Raw genomic sequence first — 13,584 nt, 5'->3', positions numbered from 1 at the left:
GCTCCCCCCACGCCCGGGGGGCCGCCCCCGACACCGTCGGCGCCGGGGCCGGGGCCGGTGTGGGGCTCGGCGTCGGCGCGAGGGCCAACGCGGGGGGCGGAACGGTAGGCAAGATGGGCACCGGGATGGCATGCAGCCCGGCCAAGCCCGCCAGACCTGCTAAGCCGCCGACCACCAAAGGGGCGGCCGCCAACGGAACCAACGGCAGGGTCAACAGCGGCAGAAAGACCGGGAGCAGCACCAGCGACTGCTGGAGCAAGGTCTTCAGCAACGCGATGGTGTCGGTGATGATCGTGCCGATGGCTTCGATGGTGGTGAACAGCAATGTGTAAGCGATACTCGCGGGATTACCCGAGGCGAACGCCGCGGTGAGATCCGCTCCGATGAACGCGAACGTCTGGGACAGGAAGGCCACATAGGACCCGATATCCATTGGATAGCCAAGAGCGAACGCGATATTGAACGGGCTGAAGAACGCGATCGGGTTGCCGACCCAGGCCAGAAACGGATCGATTCCGGAGAGCAGCGACGCCAGGTAGGGGTCGTTGACCAGCGTGTCGATTAGCGGTTGTAAGACGTTGTTGTAGAAGTCGATATAGCCGATCTGCTGTAGCCACTGCTGAATCTCCTCTTGGGTATCGGGAGGCAGCGTCGACGACCCACCATCTGATGTGTCCGCCGCCGCATTGGCTTTCACGATCTGCGGTGCTGGTGTGGACGGCGGTGACGCGGCCACCGCGGCGGTGCCTATACCGTGGTAGATGCTCATCACGGTGGCGGCCTGGATCCACATCCGGACGTAGTCCGCCTCGTTCAATGCGATCGGAATCGTGTTGATACCAAAAAAATTCGTCGCTACCAGCACAGCGTGAGTGGCGTGGTTGGCGGCCAGCTCAGCCAGCGTCGGCATGGCCGCCAGCGCGCTGGTGTAGGCGGTGGCCACGGTTTCGTGTTGTGCGGCCATCGCTGTGCTGTCCGCGGCGGCCTGCGCCAGCCACGTCAGATACGGTGCATGGGCGGCAACGTAGGCCGCGGCGGTGGGTCCGTCCCAGCTGCCGGCCTGTACCGCCTCCAACACCGCGGTGAGCTCTTCGGCGGATTCGGTGTATTCGGTGCTCAACGAATTCCACGCCCCCGCGGCCGCCAGTAACGGGCCGGGGCCGGGGCCGGTGCTCAGCAGTGCGGAATGCACCTCCGGCGGCTGTGCCATCCAAATCGGCGCCGTCATCGATAGCCTCCCTCAGCCATGGTGAAATCCTTTGCCGGAGCGATCAATTGGATCAGGATCCAGCCCCAGATATTTGGCGCGCAGCCGATCCCACAGTTCCAGTTGGCCCCATGCGGGCTTGTCGCGAATCTGCTGATCGTTGGTCAAGAACGGGTTCGGCAGCATCAACGTCATCATCTGCTCGCCGCGTCCGTTGAACAGCCGCACACCCCACGACGTGGGGCACCCGTCGCTGCCGATTCGGCGATAGAGTTCCGCCCGCGAACATCTGCGGATCCGGCCTAGCTCGGGTCCGCTTGCCCGATGCTCGCCGATGCAGAGGTGAAAGTGCCAGCGGCCGAAGTCGACGGTGGCGTACCCGTCGGACATCCGGATGCGCTTGGGCGGGTTGGGCGCCGCCACTTCCCAAGCTGCGCCCTGGACCATCACGCCGAACCAGATGTCGTTCCAGTACTCCTCGAAGCACAGGCGAATCAGGTCGAGCAGGCTCTGTTCGTCGGTGGGCAGCGGCCAGACTTGTTCGCGGCCACCGCCGTCGGCATCGACCATGGCAGGTTGGGTCATGAGGGCACCGTCTTGCGTTCAGGGGGTGGTCTGGTCAGCACGCAGTCGCCGCACAATCCGCCGCGAGACGCGCGATAGTACAAACAGCAACTAGTGCGCCGATACGTGGCGCCGGTGAAAACCACCGCATCCGCGAGTCTTTCATCGGCACACAGACGGCGGGCCAGCGCTGTGGCCTCACCGCCCAGCACACCGCCGGCGCCGAGTAGCGCCGAGGCCGCGTTGCCCCGCAACAACTTCGCAGAGGTCGGGGTCAGTCGACGCAGTGCCGCGGCGAGCGGGTCGAGGTGCGTTGCGAGGACCATGTCGGTGAGCAGTGGCTCTAGGGCATCGCCCTCCCACGCGACGGGATGTTCGACGTGCAAGTGGATTTCGCCGTCGGTTTCTGAGAACATCAGGTGCTCGGGCGTCAGGTCGAGCAGTAGCCGGCCGGTGGCTAGCGCCCCGAGGCCAATCGACCACAGCCGTGCGGCAAAGCCGAGGAAGAACGTGGATGCCGCAACCCGTCGCTCGGCAGCGTCGATGCGTGCCTGCAGGCGATCAACAATGCCGCGCAATACGGCGGTGTCGGTGTAGAGCTGGCCCACCGGACGCCAACCCTGATCGACCGGGCCGGTTGTCAGTGTGAAATATGAGCTGACGCGAGAGAGTTCGTCGAGCAGCGCCGTCGCATGCGCCTCCGGCGCGCACCGGTGGGTAGTGGACGGCAACTTCGCCAGCAGCGCCGGGAGGTTGCCCAATTCGCCCGATACGGTGAAACCGGCGGCGCGCACCGTGACGTGGTCGGGCCGCGTTGCCGCGACGACGATCTCGGCGGGCTCGCGCACCACCCAGCCCTGCCGTGCGAGAATCCGCTGCAGCGCGCCGTGCAGTGGATCCCGCGCGTCAACGCGTGCTGGCCTGCCGCCGGTGGTGCGCACCACAAAAACTCCGCTGGCGGGCTCGAAGCACAGTGTGTCGCTGTCGAATACAGCACCGAGACGTCCCGACAGCACCAATTCCTCACCGATCGCGTCTAGCAGCTCACCGGCACTGTCGAACAGCCACACGCGATCGGCAACGCGCAGCGCAAGCTCCAAGTCGTGCGTGGACAACACGACTGCCAAGTTGTGGTTGCGGGCCAGCTCGCGCAGCATTTCGAGCAGCCCGGTGCGCGACGGCACGTCCAAAAAGGCTGTCGGCTCGTCGAGCAGCAGAACCGACGGCTGCTGGGCGAGCGCCCGTGCGGTCAACACCCGCTGCCGTTCGCCGTCAGAAAGTTCGGCGGCCGGTCGCGCCGCGAGGTGTGCGGCGTTCACCGCTGCCAGCGCCTCATCGACGACGGCGTCGTCGTCCGGCGTCAGCCGGCCACTGATGCCCAGGTGCGGGATGCGGCCCAAACCGGCGAGTTCGCGAGCCGACAGCAGGCCGGGGTCGACCCGGTCGGTGAGCACCACCGCCACCCGGCGGGCCAACGCATCGGCCGGCACCTGGGTCAGGTCGACTCCGTCGAGCAGCACCTGACCGTCGAGTGCGGCCTGCAGGCCGCACAAGGTGCGGATCAAGGTGGACTTCCCGCAGCCGTTGGGGCCGAGCAGCACGGTGAGTTCGCCGCGACGTGCCCGCGCCCGCAGACCGGTCGCGACCGTGGTGGTTGTGCGTCGGCGGCGATATCCGATGGCGAGGTCACGCAACTCGATCATTGGGCCAGCCCCACCCCGCGGCGGCTGCGCAGCAGCACGATGACCACAATCGGCGCACCGAGCAACGCGGTGACCGCATTGACCGGCAGGACTGCCCCGCTGCCCGGAAGCTGGCTGAGCACACCGCAGCCCAGTGCGGCGGCGGCACCCATCAAGACCACCCCGGGCAGCACCCAGCGGTGATCGGAGGTGCCCAGCGCCAACCGGGTCAGGTGCGGCACCGCGAGACCCAGGAAGGCGATCGGCCCGCAAAACGCCGTCGTCGCCCCGGCCAGCAGCGACGCCGACGCGACGGTGATCAGCCGCACCCGCCGCACATGCACGCCCATGGTGCGGGCATAGTTCTCGCCGAGTAACAGCGCGTTGAGCGGGCGCACGGTCAGCGCCGACACGATGACGCCGGCCGCGACGACAGGCAACAGCAGCCGCAAGTCGGCCCACCCGGTTCCGGCGAAACTGCCCAGCCCCCAAAGCAAATACTGCGACACCCGCTGCGGATCGGCGTAGACGAGCAGCACGCTGACAATCGCGGTGCTGGCCGCGCCCACCATCACGCCGATCAGCAGCAGCGTCACGGCCGAGCGCACCCAGCGTGCGAGTACCAGCACGATCGCCAGCACCGCCGCCGCGCCCAGCGCCGCCGCCAGCACCACACCGCCCGGTAGTGCCGAGCTGAAACCGGCTCCGGTGCCGATCACCACAACGGCCACACCCAAGCTTGCGCCGGAACTGACGCCCAGCACGTACGGGTCGGCGAGCGGGTTGCGAAACAGGGTCTGCATCTGCAGCCCGGCGACCCCGAGACCGGCACCCACCGCGATCGCGGTCAAGACCCGCGGCAACCGCATGCTGTGCACGATCACCTGCCAACGCGGGTCCGACGGTTGGGCGCCGACGAGCACCCGGACGGTGTCGTGCAGCGGCACCCGCACCGGCCCGAGCGCAAGGCCCAGCGCAGCCAGTACCACCACACCGGCGGCCAGCGCCGTCAACACCGTCGGGGTTTTGTTCATGCGCGGCTGACCTGCCGGTAGAACGCAAACTGATGGTTGGCAGACAGTTCGGGGTGCAGGATCGCCACCAGGTCGCTCAGCACCAGATCGGGGCGGGCCGCGCCGCGCTCCCAGTAATCGTCGGTCTGCGACCAGACTTGACCATCACGCACTGCGGCCAGTTCGCGATAGCGGCTGTCGACGGCCAGCGCGTCGGCGATAGTTTTCCAGCCGCTGCCGACCAGCCATAGCGGCGCGTGTCCGGCCCGGGCGTAGACCGACTCGAGGCTGAGATGCAAGCTGCCGGTGCCGGTGTCGCCGGCCCAGGGATAGCGGCCGCCGGCGTCGCGAACCAGACGAGCCGGGTAGCTGTCGCCGGCCGGCAGGGACCAGCTGCCCTGATCCATTGCGCCGAGCAGCACCTCGGTCGCCCGGGCATCAGCGGCCCTCCGGGCGATCCTGTGGTAGTCGTCGCGAAGCTTGGCGTACAGCTCGTCGGCCTTCTTTTCGGTGCCGGTGAGCGCCGCGAGCACCTTGACCCATTCGGCCCGGCCCAGCGGGGTGGGCTCCAGCCATTCGGCGTCGGCGACCACCGGGACGCCGGCCTCGCGCAGCTTGACATAGCCCGGGTCGTCGATGCCCGCCGCGACCAGCACATCGGGGCGCGCGGCGAGCACGGTCTCGGCATCGATCTGCTGCCCCGGCGCGTAGCTGACGATCTTGCCGCTGTCGACGCGATGGCGAAGCTGTGGGCTGACGACGTAGGCGGTGTTCGCGACACCGGTGATCACGTCGGTCCGCTGGAGTTCGCTGATCATGCCCAGCTGGGTGGTGGATGCCGAATACATGCTGGTGACCGGCACCGTAATCCGCGGCGCGGCGGCCAGCGCTCCGGTCAGCTGCGGGGCGGGCGCACCACAGCGCACCAGCACATATGACTGCGGCTTGGCACGCGGATACGGCTGCTTGACGGTCAGCACCTGATAGCTGTTGTGGTAGCTGAGCGTGAAATTGGTGGCGTCGACGACCCTCGATTTGTCCGGGAAGTAGTCGGTGTGCGCGTCGAAGTCGGTAATGCAGCCGCTGGGCAGCGCGGTGCCGGTCTCAGGGCGGGCGGCACACGCCCCCGCCGTGAGCGCCGTGACGGCGACCAGCGTGACGGCCACCCAACAACGACGTGACATCGACGTCATCAGCTCTCTCGGGGTACACCGCCCCGGTTCGCAGGATGCGATGACGCGAGTGTCCTGGCTCTCGGATCACTGCTCGCCTCGCCTTCCAGCTCGCGGCCGTGGCTAATGAGGGTCGCTCCCCGATCACAGTGGCGGGACCGCGCCGGATTCACACCGGCTTCCTGCATCGTCATCGCCTTACGCGCGACATTGTCGCACAACGGTTGCCAGGCGGCGGTCAAGTCGGCGACGTAGTGACGGCTCAGGTCACCGCGGCTCGCCGTTGAGCCGGTAGCGGATCAGCCGCGAGCTGTTGGCGACGACGGCCACCGACGACGCGTTGTGCAGGATCGCGGCGAGCACCGGTGACAGTGCTCCGCCGGCGCCGATCAACAGCCCTGCGGCGTTGACCGCGATCGACATGCCGTAGTTCTGCCGGATCACGTCGACGGCCCGCGCGCCCAGGTCACCCACGTCGAGTAGGCGTTGCAGGTCGTCGTTGGCCAGCGCTACGTCGGCGGTTTCGACGGCGACGTCGGTGCCGGCCAGCCCCATGGCGATGCCGATGTCGGCCGCGGCCAGCGCGGGCGCGTCGTTGATGCCGTCGCCGACCATGCCGACGACGTGGCCCTCGTCCTGCAGCGTGCGCACCACTTCGAGCTTGTCCTCAGGCAGCACCTCGGCGCGCCATTCGTCGATACCGAGGTCGGCGGCAACCACCTCGGCGATCTCCGGATGATCACCGGTGAGCATGACGATCCGTCGAATTCCGTTGCCCCGCAACCGCTGCAGCACATCGGGCGCCTCAGGGCGCACCTCGTCGCGCAGACTGATCAGACCCACCAAAGTCCCGTCCACCGCCAACAGCAGCGGAGTCTCGGCCTGGCGACGCAGCTTGTCCACCCACTCGGTGGCCTCGCTGGTCACCTCGACGTTTTCCGACTGCAGCAGCCCCGGGCTGCCCAGCAGCAGGGTGCGGCCATCCGCCCAGGTCCGCATGCCCAGGCCGACCAGGACCTCGCACTCTTCATGCGGCGGGATGATGATGCGGCGTTCCTCCGTCGAGCGGATCACCGCCTCGGCCAGCGGGTGGCGGGAGTGCAGCTCCGAGCTCGCCGCATAGGCGAGACCCTGCTCTGGCTGCCAATCTTCGTGTAAGGCAATGATGTTCGTCACTATCGGTCGGCCGCCGGTCAGTGTCCCGGTCTTGTCGAACACGATCGCGTCCCCCCGCCCCGCCTGCTCGAGGTGCGACCCGCCCTTGATCAGGATGCCGCGGCGTGCACCGTTGCCGATCGCGGCGCTGATCGCCGTCGGGGTGGCCAGCCCCACGGCGCACGGGCACGCGATCAGCAGCATGGTCATGGCGCGCCGGACATCACCGGTGATCGCCAGGGTGATCGCCGAGACGATGAACGAGATGGGAACGAAGCGACGGGAGAAGTTTTCGCCGACAGTCTGGATCGGCGCCCGATCGTGGTGCGCCTCTTCGACTCTGGAGATGATGCGGCCGATGGTCGTTTGGTTGCCGACAGCACGCGCCCGGACCACCAGTCGTCCACGCAGCACCACCGAACCGGCGTGCACCACCGACCCGGCGACGATGCTGACCGGCAGCGTCTCGCCGGTGATCGCGGACTGATCGACAATCGCCTCGCCGTCGATGACCTCGCCGTCGACCGGGATCGCCACGTGGTCGTGAACCACCACGTCGTCGCCGACCTGCACGGTGTCGATGGCTACCTGCACCTCGTTGCCGTCGTCGAGGCGAAGCCAGGCCGTATCGGCGGCGCCGCGCAACAGGTCGGAGATCGCCCGCCGGGTCCGACGCAGCGTTAGATCCTGCAGGTACTCACCGATATTGAGCAGCCACAGCACAGTCAACGCCACCACGTTCTCGCGCAGCACCAGGCTGGCCACCGTCGCCGCTGTCACCAACGCGTCGGTGCCGGCGCGCCCGGAGCGCAGCGCGCGCAGCGCGCCGCGCAAGAACGGGTAGCCCATGAATATCGTTGCGCCGGTGGCCACCAGCTGGCCGCTCGGACCCAGAAGTGGTGGCCGGTTGAACGCGTAACGGCGCACACCGAGCAACGCCAGTGCCGCACCGCCGATCACCATGCGCAGCACATCGGCGTTGCGGACGTCCGCCGAGCGCGGCGTGCGTGCCGGAATCAGCTCTGCCGCAACATGTTCAGCTGAGCGGATCGCGTCCAAAACCACCGTGCGGTCGCAGCGTTTCGGTGAGTACCACACCACGACCGAACCGGTGTGCGGATAGGCGTGCACCGCTCGCACCCCGTTTTGGCTTTCGACCGCGTCCTCCACAGCGACGGCGCGCCGCGAGTTCGATCGCACCCACGGGACATGCACCCGCATCCGCCCGGCCGCGTCGGAAATTACCTGCAGGGCAGGAGGCCCGGTCATAGAGTCAGTGCTCGTGGTCGTGCTGACCGACGGCCGGGGGCGGCGCCTCTTCGCCGATGCGTTCGCGGGCTTCGGCCACCACATCGGCGAACTTCAGCCTGGCCGACTCGGCTGCCTGCTCGGCGCGCCGGGTTCCGCGCAGGCTCCACTCCGTCGCGGTGACTGCGGCCTCGTGCACCGGTGCTGATCGCACGGCCTTACGCAGCGCCTCGTAGGCGCTGACGCCGACCAGACCGGTGATCACAGTCCCGGCTGCTTTTCCGAGTAGCCCATGCACCAACATCGCCACGCTCCTCCTCTCAAGGGCTGTCGCACCGACGTTAACATAGAAATATTGCTATACCAACATGTATTTACCGGGCCTATAGGTCGAGGACCCGGGTGACTTTCTCGGTTTCGATCCGTCTCGGCAGTGCCGCGGGATCGGCATTGGCCACTTGCACCAGCGAGGCGCCGGTCGACAGCACCGCCAGTAGGCCGTCGACCAACTCGGCGGGCTGATTCCACGACGCGGTCGACAGAATCCGGTCACTGGGCGTCAAACCCCTTGCCGCAGCTGAGTTTTGGCAGTCTGCCAGCACCTCGTCGACGGATCGGCCGGCCAGCGCCGGACCGGGGTGGCGTTCCCCGGCGATCTGGTCGCCGTGCACCCGCACCGCAGTCGCGTAATCGGTGACGCCGACCGGCAGATCCGGTACCGGACTGCCGAACGGATCCAGCGACAGCGCCGCCACTTCGCCGTCCGTCGCAGCGAAGGCCTCCTGCAGACGTGCCGCCGTGCAGAACGCGACGTCGGCTTGCGTACCGTCGAGCAGCGCCTCGGCGCCGATCCACCACACTCCGAACAGCACCGCCGCCGTCTGCCAGTGCGCGGGTAGCAATATCGCCACCCGGCTGGCGGGACCGGCGCCCAGCTCGTCGCGCAACAAGTTGCCGGTTTTGGCAGCCCAGTTTGCCAATGTGACCGCGGAAAGCTCGATGCGCTCGCCGGTGGCGTCGTCGTAGTAGGTGATGCGCGGGCCGACCGGATCGGTGCGCAGCATCGGCTCGAGGATCGCGTCTGAAAGCGTGGTCACCTTAGGCCGCAGTTTCGATTAGCCAACTGTGCAATCGTCGTGACACTAGTTGACGCACTCCGGATGATCGGAGCCGGCCGTCAAGATCGGTGACGGGGGAGGGGCTTCGGGGTTCGACGCGTTCGACGAGTCGGAGTTCGACGCCGCCAGGGTGGTTGCGTCACCGCCCAGCCCGGAGCCCGGACCCGTGTAGTCGTTGGCCAGCACCACTCGCACCGTCCCGGCCGGCACCGAACCATCGGCGACTACGGGCAGTCCGCCGAGATCCTTGGCGACCGACTGCGCACCCAGGTCGTCGGCCGTGGCGGCGCGCACCTGGCTCTCCGATACGTGAGCAGCTTCGTTGTTGGCGACGGTCCCCGGGGTAAATCCCTTGGCGGTCAATACCTCTGACACCGCTGCCGCCAGCCCGTTGATGTCGGTGTCGTTCAACACGCTGACGGTGGTTTTGGCCCGTGAGTACGCGATCTCCTCGGTCTTGCCCTGCTCCTGATCCTGCAACAGACCTGCGACCCAATCGGCGACCTGATGCGGATCCACCCGCACCACGCTCTGCATGCCGTCGTCGCTCCAGCCCGATTCATCGAGCACCGGAATGGTCGCGAACGCGACATTACCGGCGGTCAGCTTCTGCAGCTGTTTCACGAAATCCATGATGTCCCAACCTGCGGACAGCACGACTGAGCGCTGGATGGCGAGCTGCAGCCGGTCCATCGTCGCCGGGCTCGACAACGTCCTGCCGGAAATCACCTTGTGGGCCAGTGAGGCCATCACCACCTGCTGACGCACCACCCGGTCGAGGTCGCCGCGGGGGAGGTCGTGGCGCTGGCGCACGAAGCTCAGCGCCTGCGGACCGTTGAGCTTCCGCCAGCCCGCTGAAAAGTCAGCGCCCGAAAGGGGTTCGTACACAGGCTCTTTGAGGCAGACATCGACCCCACCCAGGGCATCGGTGATCAGTGCGAAGCCCAGCAGCCCGACCTCGGCGTAGTGATCGACGGTGACGCCGGTCAGATCGGCGACGGTTTTGATCAGCGCCTCGCGCCCGGCCTCGGTTCCGCGTGCCTCGGCTTGGGCGGGGTCGACGCCGGATTCAACCAGGCTGACGCGCTTCTCTTCCCTCACCTGGCCATAGACCCCGTTGATCTTGGTCTTGCCCAACCCGGGCGCGGACACGTAGGTATCGCGCGGAATCGAGATCGCGGTCGCCGACTTTCCGTTCTCGGGCACGCGCACCAAGATGATGGTGTCGGTGTTGGTGGCCACCTCGTCGCCGGCGCGCAGGACGGCCAACTCCTCGGCGCTCAGCGGGTTGCCGTGGGCGTCGGTGCGACTGTCCATGCCGACCAGCAGGATGTCGATCGCGCCATCGTCGGCGCCGTTGCCCAGCGACGGAGCGAACATATGGAAGATCCCGTCCTCGAACGAGCGAACCTTGCTCCACGCCACTCCGGTACCAAGCACGATCGCCACGGCCATCACGCTGGCGACCACACGAATCACACGATGCGCAGGCACCACAACAGACTACTTGCGTCACAGCAGTATCAGGGGAACCCCGGCGTCGGCGTGCCAGACTCGTGACCGCCGGGCGACGATGCTGAGCACAGGGGAGGTACCCGCAGCCGGGCGAAAGGAGCGAGGCTTTTGACGAAGCGGATCGTCATCACCGGCGCGGGCGGTCAAGTAGGCGGCTGCTTGGCAGCCGAGGCGGTCCGGCAGGGGCGTGAGGTGCTGGCGTTGACGTCCTCGCAGTGGGACATCACCGACCCGGGCGCGGCCGAGCGCATCGTCGAGAACGGCGACGTCGTGGTCAACTGCGCGGCGTACACCGACGTCGACGCGGCCGAGACCGACCGGGAGGCCGCTTACGCCGTCAACGCCGAAGGCCCGCGGCACATCGCGGCGGCGTGTGCGCGCGCCGGAGCACGGCTGGTCCACATTTCCACCGATTTCGTGTTCAGCGGTTCGGCGTCGCAGCCGTACGAGCCGGACGACGAAACCGGGCCGCTGACCGTCTACGGCCGCACCAAGCTGGCCGGTGAAGTGGCTGTGCTCACCACGCTCCCCGAAGCCACGGTGGTGCGGACCGCATGGGTCTACACCGGCAAAGACGGCAACGACTTCGTCGCCACCATGCGCAGGCTGGCCACCGCCGACGGCACCGCCGAAGTCGTCGATGACCAGATCGGCTCCCCGACCTACGTGCGCGATCTGGTCACCGCGCTGTTGCAGGTGGTCGACGGTCGGGTGCACGCACCGGTGGTGCACGCGGTTAACGCGGGCGCGGTCAGCCGGTTCGAGCAAGCCCGCGCGGTGTTCGCCGGCGTCGGCGCCGACCCGTCGCGGGTGCGGCCGGTCAGCAGCGACGCCAGACCGCGGCCGGCGCCGCGTCCGCGTTATTCCGCACTGGGCGGCAGGCTGTCGGCCGAGGCGGGACTGACACCGCTGCGGGCGTGGCGCGACGCGCTGGGCGAGGCATTGCGGGCATAGGCCGTTACTCTCTACGCGTGAGCGACGTCTTGCCGGTGGTGACGGTGACCTATTCACCGGGCCCGCACCTGGACCGTTTTTTGGCCTCGCTGTCGCTGGCCACCGAGCGGCCGGTGAGCGTGTTGATGGCCGACAACGGCTCGACCGACGGCACCCCGCAGGAGGCGGTCGAACGGTACCCGAACGTGCGATTGTTCGCGACGGGCGCCAACCTCGGCTACGGCACCGCGGTGAACCGTGCCATGGCGCATCTGGACGACCCCGACGAGTGGGTGATCGTGGCCAACCCGGACGTGCAGTGGGGGCCGGGCAGCATCGATGCGCTGCTCGAGGCGGCGGCCCGCTGGCCGCGGGCGGCGGCCTTGGGACCGCTGATCCGCGACCCGGACGGATCGGTGTACCCGTCAGCGCGCCTGCTGCCCAGCCTGATACGCGGCGGCATGCACGCCGTGCTCGGTCCGCTGTGGCGCAACAACCCCTGGTCGACGGCCTACCGCCAGGAGCACATGGAGCCCAGCGAACGACCGGTGGAGTGGTTGTCCGGGTCGTGTCTGCTGGTGCGGCGCGCGGCATTCGAGCAGGTCGGCGGGTTCGACGAGCGCTACTTCATGTACATGGAAGACGTCGATCTGGGTGACCGGCTCGGTAAAGCCGGCTGGCTGAACGTCTACGTGCCATCGGCCGAAGTCCTGCACCACAAAGGTCACGCCACCGGCCGCGAGTCCGCGCGCAACCTGATGGCGCACCACGAAAGCACGTACATCTTCCTGGCTGACCGGCATTCTGGATGGTGGCGCGCGCCGCTGCGCTGGGCATTCCGGGTCGGCTTGGCGATCCGCGCACGGTTGATGATGCGCGGTTCGAAAGGGCAGTGATGACAGACTCACAGGTGGACGCGGTCGTCCTGGTCGGCGGCAAAGGCACCCGGTTGCGGCCACTGACGTTGTCGGCGCCCAAGCCGATGCTGCCCACCGCCGGGCTGCCGTTCGTCACCCATCTGTTGTCGCGGATCGCTGCGGCCGGTATCGAGCACGTCATCATGTGTACGTCGTATCAATCACGAGTCTTTGAAGCCGAATTCGGCGACGGCTCCAAGCTCGGGTTGCAGATCGAGTACGTCACCGAAGAACACCCACTGGGTACCGGCGGTGGAATCGCCAACGTCTCAAGCCGTTTGCGGTACGACACCGCGATGGTGTTCAACGGCGACGTGTTGTCCGGTGTTGATCTGGGGCAATTGCTCGGCTATCACCGCGAACAGCAGGCCGACCTCACCCTGCACCTGGTACGGGTCGGTGACCCACGCGCATTCGGCTGCGTGCCGACCGAAAACGGCAGGGTCACGGCATTTTTGGAGAAGACACAGGATCCGCCGACTGACCAGATCAATGCCGGATGCTACGTGTTCTCGCGTGAGATCATCGACCGGATACCGCGAGGCCGCGAGGTGTCGGTGGAACGGGAGGTGTTTCCGGCCCTGCTGTCCGACGGCGTAAAGGTATGCGGCTACGTCGATTCCAGCTACTGGCGAGACATGGGAACGCCGGAGGATTTCGTGCGCGGATCGGCGGATCTGGTGCGCGGCATCGCCCCGTCGCCGGCACTGGGCGGCCACCGCGGCGAGCAGCTGGTGCACGACGGTGCGGCGGTGTCGCCGGGCGCGGTGCTCATCGGCGGGACGGTTGTCGGGCGGGGCGCCGAAATCGGCCCCGGCGCCAGGCTCGACGGCGCCGTCATTTTCGACGGGGTGCGCGTCGAGGCCGGCAGCGTCATCGAACGTTCGATCATCGGCTTTGGCGCGCGCGTCGGCCCGCGGGCGTTGATCCGCGACGGGGTCATCGGCGACGGCGCCGACATCGGCGCACGTTGCGAGCTGCTGCGCGGCGCGCGGGTGTGGCCCGGGGTGGCGATTCCCGACGGTGGGATCCGCTACTCGTCCGACGTCTGAACCTGCTG

12 protein-coding genes and 1 riboswitch are annotated in these 13,584 nt (G+C 67.7%); of the genes, 3 read left to right on the top strand and 9 right to left on the bottom strand.

Annotated features, from left to right (window positions below; all coding sequences use genetic code 11):
- The 9 genes from MSP7336_RS23440 to MSP7336_RS23400 form a co-directional block, all read right to left on the bottom strand.
- A partial coding sequence (locus MSP7336_RS23440) for a PPE family protein (RefSeq protein ID WP_142706848.1) occupies nucleotides 1-1,228 on the bottom strand: 1,228 nt, incomplete at its 3' end.
- 12 nt (nucleotides 1,229-1,240) lie between these two features.
- Nucleotides 1,241-1,792, bottom strand: coding sequence for a DUF7676 family protein (locus MSP7336_RS23435; protein ID WP_113964701.1), 552 nt, complete (start codon nucleotides 1,790-1,792; stop codon nucleotides 1,241-1,243).
- Nucleotides 1,789-3,474 (bottom strand): ATP-binding cassette domain-containing protein, encoded by a 1,686-nt coding sequence (locus MSP7336_RS23430; RefSeq protein ID WP_069395220.1) that lies wholly within the window; start codon nucleotides 3,472-3,474, stop codon nucleotides 1,789-1,791. Before MSP7336_RS23430 ends, MSP7336_RS23435 begins: the two co-directional genes overlap by 4 nt.
- Nucleotides 3,471-4,487, bottom strand: a complete 1,017-nt coding sequence (locus tag MSP7336_RS23425; RefSeq protein ID WP_069395219.1) for a FecCD family ABC transporter permease — start codon at nucleotides 4,485-4,487, stop codon at nucleotides 3,471-3,473. Before MSP7336_RS23425 ends, MSP7336_RS23430 begins: the two co-directional genes overlap by 4 nt.
- Nucleotides 4,484-5,650, bottom strand: a complete 1,167-nt coding sequence (locus MSP7336_RS23420) for an ABC transporter substrate-binding protein (RefSeq protein WP_069395391.1) — start codon at nucleotides 5,648-5,650, stop codon at nucleotides 4,484-4,486. Before MSP7336_RS23420 ends, MSP7336_RS23425 begins: the two co-directional genes overlap by 4 nt.
- A 36-nt stretch (nucleotides 5,651-5,686) precedes the next feature.
- Nucleotides 5,687-5,866, bottom strand: a riboswitch (cobalamin riboswitch).
- A gap of 39 nt (nucleotides 5,867-5,905) precedes the next feature.
- Nucleotides 5,906-8,062, bottom strand: a complete 2,157-nt coding sequence (gene ctpC, locus MSP7336_RS23415) for a manganese-exporting P-type ATPase CtpC (protein WP_113964700.1) — start codon at nucleotides 8,060-8,062, stop codon at nucleotides 5,906-5,908.
- Nucleotides 8,063-8,066: 4 nt separating this feature from the next.
- The gene (locus tag MSP7336_RS23410) at nucleotides 8,067-8,345 is read right to left on the bottom strand and encodes a DUF1490 family protein (RefSeq protein WP_069395217.1); all 279 of its coding nucleotides are present in this window, start codon (nucleotides 8,343-8,345) and stop codon (nucleotides 8,067-8,069) included.
- A 79-nt stretch (nucleotides 8,346-8,424) separates the two neighbouring features.
- On the bottom strand, nucleotides 8,425-9,105 hold the full coding sequence (locus MSP7336_RS23405) for a TIGR03089 family protein (protein WP_069395390.1): 681 nt from the start codon (nucleotides 9,103-9,105) through the stop codon (nucleotides 8,425-8,427).
- A gap of 78 nt (nucleotides 9,106-9,183) precedes the next feature.
- A complete protein-coding gene (locus tag MSP7336_RS23400) occupies nucleotides 9,184-10,614 on the bottom strand; it encodes an LCP family protein (protein WP_113965220.1) in 1,431 nt (476 codons plus the stop codon).
- Between the two features lie 168 nt (nucleotides 10,615-10,782).
- Here MSP7336_RS23400 and rfbD point away from each other — a divergent pair, with 168 nt between their 5' ends.
- From rfbD to manB, 3 genes are read left to right on the top strand one after another with little or no spacing between them, the layout of a single operon-like run.
- Entirely contained in the window at nucleotides 10,783-11,628 is an 846-nt protein-coding gene (rfbD, locus tag MSP7336_RS23395) for a dTDP-4-dehydrorhamnose reductase (RefSeq protein ID WP_113964699.1), read from the top strand.
- 35 nt (nucleotides 11,629-11,663) lie between these two features.
- Complete coding sequence (locus MSP7336_RS23390) at nucleotides 11,664-12,503, top strand: glycosyltransferase family 2 protein (protein WP_181787030.1); 840 nt, start codon at nucleotides 11,664-11,666, stop codon at nucleotides 12,501-12,503.
- The gene (gene manB, locus MSP7336_RS23385; RefSeq protein WP_069395214.1) at nucleotides 12,503-13,576 is read left to right on the top strand and encodes a mannose-1-phosphate guanylyltransferase; all 1,074 of its coding nucleotides are present in this window, start codon (nucleotides 12,503-12,505) and stop codon (nucleotides 13,574-13,576) included. Before MSP7336_RS23390 ends, manB begins: the two co-directional genes overlap by 1 nt.
- Nucleotides 13,577-13,584: the final 8 nt, after the last annotated feature.

Origin of the sequence: Mycobacterium shimoidei, assembly GCF_900417275.1 — a bacterium.
GTDB lineage: Bacteria > Actinomycetota > Actinomycetes > Mycobacteriales > Mycobacteriaceae > Mycobacterium > Mycobacterium shimoidei.
The sequence above is the reverse complement of the archived record's forward strand: the minus strand, read 5'-3'. Positions and strand labels throughout refer to the sequence as shown.

Bases quoted from the DNA above. Each gene is read 5' to 3' on its own strand.
- MSP7336_RS23435 (WP_113964701.1), bottom strand. From the start codon at position 1,792: ATGACCCAACCTGCCATGGTCGATGCCGACGGCGGTGGCCGCGAACAA.
- MSP7336_RS23430 (WP_069395220.1), bottom strand. From the start codon at position 3,474: ATGATCGAGTTGCGTGACCTCGCCATCGGATATCGCCGCCGACGCACA.
- MSP7336_RS23425 (WP_069395219.1), bottom strand. From the start codon at position 4,487: ATGAACAAAACCCCGACGGTGTTGACGGCGCTGGCCGCCGGTGTGGTG.
- MSP7336_RS23420 (WP_069395391.1), bottom strand. From the start codon at position 5,650: ATGTCACGTCGTTGTTGGGTGGCCGTCACGCTGGTCGCCGTCACGGCG.
- ctpC (WP_113964700.1), bottom strand. From the start codon at position 8,062: ATGACCGGGCCTCCTGCCCTGCAGGTAATTTCCGACGCGGCCGGGCGG.
- MSP7336_RS23410 (WP_069395217.1), bottom strand. From the start codon at position 8,345: ATGTTGGTGCATGGGCTACTCGGAAAAGCAGCCGGGACTGTGATCACC.
- MSP7336_RS23405 (WP_069395390.1), bottom strand. From the start codon at position 9,105: ATGCTGCGCACCGATCCGGTCGGCCCGCGCATCACCTACTACGACGAC.
- MSP7336_RS23400 (WP_113965220.1), bottom strand. From the start codon at position 10,614: ATGGCCGTGGCGATCGTGCTTGGTACCGGAGTGGCGTGGAGCAAGGTT.
- manB (WP_069395214.1), top strand. From the start codon at position 12,503: ATGACAGACTCACAGGTGGACGCGGTCGTCCTGGTCGGCGGCAAAGGC.